The sequence below is a fragment of the Desulfobotulus alkaliphilus genome (assembly GCF_007830435.1).
In the GTDB taxonomy this organism is placed as follows: domain Bacteria; phylum Desulfobacterota; class Desulfobacteria; order Desulfobacterales; family ASO4-4; genus Desulfobotulus; species Desulfobotulus alkaliphilus.
Map to the genome: position 1 here is coordinate 1 of NZ_VLLC01000074.1, position 4,371 is coordinate 4,371.

The 4,371-nt window shown below is 45.8% G+C and carries 3 protein-coding genes; all 3 read left to right on the forward strand.

Annotated elements, in window-relative coordinates; genetic code table 11:
* The coding region (locus LZ24_RS16820) for a P-loop NTPase family protein (protein ID WP_144686870.1) at positions 1-1,258 on the forward strand (1,258 nt) is incomplete at its 5' end.
* 784 nt (positions 1,259-2,042) lie between these two features.
* Positions 2,043-3,596 (forward strand): ATP-binding protein, encoded by a 1,554-nt coding sequence (locus tag LZ24_RS16825; protein WP_144686871.1) that lies wholly within the window; start codon positions 2,043-2,045, stop codon positions 3,594-3,596.
* 281 nt (positions 3,597-3,877) lie between these two features.
* Positions 3,878-4,371: AAA family ATPase (locus LZ24_RS16830; protein WP_186443234.1), on the forward strand; the 494-nt coding region annotated here is incomplete at its 3' end.

Genomic DNA, 4,371 nt, shown 5'->3' on the forward strand with positions numbered 1-4,371 from the left:
AGAGGGTGTTTTAAGAACGGTTTTCAAGGCAGTAAAGGCCCTCACCTCCGGCACCATGATTGACAAGGTTTTTATTACGGGTGTATCTCCCGTTGTTCTGAGCGACATTACCAGCGGTTATAATCTTGCTGAGGCTGTTTACTCTGAAGCCGCACTTAATGATCTCTGTGGTTTCAGTGAAAAGGAGATACTGAATGAGATTGAAAACATCGTCAAAACCCGAAATTCCAAAGATTTAATTACTGAAGGTGAAGCAGCCATAGAAGATGCTGTCAATACCATGAGAAGCTTTTACAATGGTTATCTGTTTTCCATAGATGCCCATGAATTTATTTATAATCCAACCATGAGCCTTTATTTTTTCAAGCAGTTTGCAGACAAGGGCAGATATCCAAGGCGGATGCTGGATGCCAATCTTTCCACGGATCAGGCCAAGCTCAGCTATATTGCCAGCCTCAATGGGGGCCAGGCACTGATAATTAATCTCATGGAAAAGGAAGACAGTGCTGTCATTGAAAGTATAGAGCTATCCTTTGGGATTGAGGATATTCTTTTTGACAGCTCACAGGACAGGCAGTTTTTAACATCATTCCTTTATTATTTCGGGATTTTAACCATTGCCGAAGAAACGCTGGATCTGAAAACAAGACTTAAAATCCCCAACATGGCGGTTAAGGGCCTGTATGCGGATAAATTATGTAATCTCTTGCTGCCAGATACACAGGTAAGGGATGCGGGCAGGCTTGCGGCAGAAAAGGTTTTCCAGAAGGGGGATATGCAGCCCCTTTGTGACTTTGTGGAGAAAAAATATTTTAAGGTCTTCAGTAATCGGGATTACATCCTTGCCAATGAGCTGACCCTTAAAACCGCCTTTCTCACCCTTTTATACAATGACATCATTTTCCTGATGGATTCGGAATCAGAAATTTCCAGAAGATATTCCGATCTTACCATGATCATCCGTCCGGATAAAAGATACGGCAGGGTGTATGATGTGCTGATAGAATTCAAGTTTGTAAGCCTTAAAGAAGCAGGCTTATCCGGTAAAGAAGCACTGGCCTTAAGCGTGGATGAACTCAAATCCCTTCCTTCCATCGGTGAAAAGATGAAAGAGGGAACAGAACAGGTGACGGATTACGGGGCAAGGCTTGAAGAAAAATATAAAAATTTAAGGCTTCAGAAGTTTGTGGTAACAGCCCTTGGGTTTGACAGGGTGTGTTTTGAAAAGGTTGGAGAAACACCGCCTTTGCCGGAATAATAGATCCTTAAGGCTCCCTCTATCCCTCTGGTTGGTGGCTTCGAGTGCCTCAGCCACCGGGAGAAGCCCGCAAAGCCGCTGGCTGAGGCTCTCGAAGCCACCGGGAAAAGCCCCTCAAATCCGCTGGCTGAGGCCCTCGAAGTCATGGGAAGAGGCCCACAAATCCCCTGGCTGAGGCCCTCGAAGCCATGGGAAGAGGCCCACAAATCCGCTGGCTGAGGCCCTCGAAGCCATGGGAAGAGGCCCACAAATCCGCTGGCTGAGGCCCTCGAAGCCAGAGGGAAAAGCCCGCAAATCTGCTGGCTGAGGCTCTCGAAGCCATGGGAAGAGGCCGCAAATCCGCTGGCTGAGGCTCTCGAAGCCAGGGGGAGAAGCCCTCAAATCCGCTGGCTGAGGCTCTCGAAGCCACCGGGAAAAGCCCCCAAAGCCGCTGGCTGAGGCCCTCGAAGCCAGGGGGAGAAGCCCCCAAAGCCGCTGACTGAGGCTCTCGAAGCCAGGGGGAGAAGCCCATAAATCCGCTGACTGAGGCTCTCGAAGCCAGGGGGAGAAGCCCATAAATCCGCTGGCTGAGGCTCTCGAAGCCATGGGAAGAGGCCCTCAAATCCGCTGACTGAGGCCCTCGAAGCCAAGGCTGCGGTGAGGATAAATAATTTGCAGGTCAGGCACTTTTACCCATATCTAAATCTCAAGTTCAATCATGGCCCGACAACATTCAGGCCATTGGCATCCATAAAACAGTGGTTCAGCCGGGGTATGAATCAAAACAGAAAAAGAGGGGATTCCCATGAAAAAATTACCCATTGGTATTCAGAGTTTTGAAAAAATCAGGGAACAGCCGGATCAGTTTTATTATGTGGATAAAACCCCCTTTGTAAAAAAACTGGTGGAGCAGGGAGGCGGCTATTTTTTTCTTTCAAGACCCAGACGTTTTGGCAAAAGCCTTTTTGTGGATACCCTGCGCCAGGCTTTTTTAGCCAAAAAAGAATATTTCAAAGGCCTTTACCTTGAAAACAACTGGGACTGGAACACGGCATACCCTGTGATTCACATCAGCTTTGGCAGCGGTGTTCTCCACAGTCTTGAAGAGCTTGCCATAAAAATGGAATCCATTCTCATGGATATCCGCAATGAGTACGGCATTGACTATGAAAAGCTGTCCGTCAATGATCGTTTTATGGAAGCCATAGCCAAGATGGCCAGAAAATATGGGCAAAAGGTTGTGGTCCTCGTCGATGAATACGACAAACCGATTCTCGATAATATTGCCAATAAAAGCCTTGCTATAGAAATCCGTGAAAAACTGAAAAACCTCTATTCCGTATTAAAAGATGCGGATGTTCACCTGAAATTTGTTTTTATTACGGGGGTGAGCAAGTTTTCCAAGGTGTCCCTTTTCAGCGGCTTAAATCACCTCAATGATATTACCGTAGATGCCCGTTTTTCAAGTCTCTGTGGTTATACGGAAGAAGAGTTGCACAGTGTTTTTGAAGACAGGCTGGCAGATCAGGATGCAGCCAAGCTGAAACACTGGTACAACGGTTACGCATGGCTTGGGGAAAGGGTATATAATCCCTTTGATATTCTTCTGTATTTCGACAAAAAAACCTACGGATCTTTCTGGTTTGAAACGGGAACGCCCCGCTTTCTCATTGAGCTTCTCATGGGGAATCACTATCCAATTGCAAAGCTTGAAAATCTTGTTATTGGTGAGGAAATCATCGACAGTTTTGATGTGGACCGCATCCTCGTGGAAGCCCTTCTTTTCCAGACGGGTTATCTCACCATTAATTCTGTGGTAACGGACATGCTTGAAAGGCGTACCTATTATCTGAGCTATCCCAACATGGAAGTAAAAAGCAGCCTGAACCGCTGGATCTTAAATGCGCTGGTGCAGGATGTGGTGGTGAAAAATGAAACGGAAAATATCCTTATCAAAGCCATTGCTGAAAAACGGCCCGAAGACCTGAAGGATATTTTCCATCGTTTTTTTGCATCCATTCCCCATGACTGGTACAGAAAAAATGAGCTTTCCGGATACGAGGGCTATTATGCCAGTATTTTTTACTGCTACTTTGCCGCCTGTGGGTTTGAGATCCGCGCGGAAGATGCCACCAACCATGGCCGTATGGATTTAAGCCTGTTTTATGATGATATCTGCTGTATTTTTGAGTTCAAGGTTCTTGAAAATGCAGGAGAAGGCAGTGCCATGGCCCAGCTGAAAGACAGAAAATACCATGAAAAATATCAGGGTTCCGGTAAGGAAATTTATCTTGTGGCCGTGGAATTTTCTAAAAAAGACCGGAACATTGAAAATTTTGAAGTGGAAAAGGTTTCGTAATTATTCAGAAGGTTTTTCCCTCTTCCAGAGGTAGTGGGGGAAAAACTGGCATCCTCAAGGCCCCCTCTCCCTCTGGGTGGTGGCTTCGAGTGCCTCAGCCACCGGGAGAAGCCCTCAAATCCGCTGCTGAGGCCCTCGAAGCCACCGGGAGAAGCCCCCAAATCCGCTGACTGAGGCCCTCGAAGCCAGGGGGAGAAGCCCACAAATCTGCTGGCTGAGGCCCTCGAAGCCAGGGGAGCCTATGATGAAGTTGCAGGCGCAAGACCATCCGGGAGGAAAAAATGAAATATCCCTATGGAATTTCTGATTTTGAAAAAATTATTGAAAATAATTATTTTTATTGTGACCGCACAGATAAAATTCCTTTGCTTGAAAATGCAGAGTCCCAGCTTTTCATCAGGCCAAGGCGTTTTGGCAAAAGCCTTCTTCTGTCCATGCTGGAAAATTATTATGATGTTGCCAAAAAAGAAGATTTTCAAAAATTATTCGGGCATTTAAAGATTGGTCAAAACCCAACCCCATTGAGAAACTCCTATTTCATTTTAAGATGGGATTTTTCCTGTGTGGATGCAGCAGGAGATTATCATGGAATCAAAAAATCCTTATACAATCATATCAATGCCAGAATAGAGCGTTTTATCACCTATTATAATTTTATGGGTTTTTCTCTGCCTGAAATTAAAATCAATCCCGATGATGCCATCTATACAATGGAGCGTCTTATTTCAGCGGTAGAGGTTTCTGGATACGCTCTCTATCTCCTGATCGATGAATA